Genomic DNA, 1066 nt, shown 5'->3' with positions numbered 1-1066 from the left:
TGGAGGTGCCCAGGATGAGCATGTATTCCTCTTTGAGGTGGCGGATCATCGTGAAGATGTTCAGCTTCAGGAACGCCATCACGGAGCCGAGAACGATAACAACGAAGAGGATGGAGGTGACGTAGAAGAGTGCGATGAGTCCGCCCATGCTGGTCAGGGAGGATACGCCGAACTTGCCCACAGCGAAGGCCATTGCGCCGAAGGCGCCGATCGGGGCGGCCTTCATGATGAAGCTCAGGATTTTGAACATCACCCCGGTGAGGCGCTGCACACCGTCCAGGACAGGGGCTCCGACCTTGCCCATGGAGTTCAGGGCGATGCCAAAGACCACGGCGATGAAGATGATCTGCAGGATGTCCCCTTCAACGAAGGGCCCGATGATGCTGTTCGGGATGATGTGCGTGAGGAACTGCCACCATTCCTGGTTGGCCCCGGCGTCGATCAGCTTGGCCGCTGACTCTGTGGTTTTGATGCTGCCGGCGTCAGCGTTAACGCCGTCGCCGAGGCGGAAGAGGTTGATGGCGACCAGGCCGAAGACCATGGCGAGGATGGTGCCGACCTGGAAGTAGGTCAGGGCCTTCAGGCCGGTCATGCCGACCTTTTTCAGGTCCGCGACGCTGGCGATGCCGCCAACGATGGTCAGGAACACGATGGGGCCGATGAGCATCTTCATCGAGTTCACGAAGGTCGTGCCGATGGGTTCCATGGCGATGCCGAAGGTTGGTGCGAGCCAGCCGACGAGAATGCCGGCGACAATGGCGGTCAGTACCCAGAAGTACAGCTGCTTGTACCAGCGTGTCTTCGGAGCCGGCGTTGCCGTGCCGGCGGTGTTGATGTGATCCATGATTCCTACCTCGTTGTGGAATGTACCTGGAGGGGTGCTTGAAGAATGAAGGTGGCGGGATGGGCGGCGGCGGTATGCTGCGCCGCCCATCCCGGGCTGTGTACTGACCGTCGGGTTGGTTGGCCCCGGCTGGTCGGTGTTTCTGGTTAGACGGCGGCCAGAGTGTGGGAGAGGGCCTTGATGATGGCCTCGGTGACGTCATCGGTGTTGGCTTCGCCGCCG

1 protein-coding gene is annotated in these 1066 nt (G+C 61.0%); it reads right to left on the bottom strand.

Going from position 1 to position 1066, the window contains the following annotated elements; genetic code table 11:
• Nucleotides 1-844, bottom strand: an 844-nt coding sequence (locus DBR22_RS23490; protein ID WP_146187651.1) for a cation:dicarboxylate symporter family transporter, incomplete at its 3' end; no start/stop codon positions are given.
• Nucleotides 845-1066 lie beyond the last annotated feature (222 nt).

The organism is Arthrobacter sp. HMWF013, from assembly GCF_003061105.1.
GTDB lineage: Bacteria > Actinomycetota > Actinomycetes > Actinomycetales > Micrococcaceae > Arthrobacter.
The sequence above is the reverse complement of the archived record's forward strand: the minus strand, read 5'-3'. Positions and strand labels throughout refer to the sequence as shown.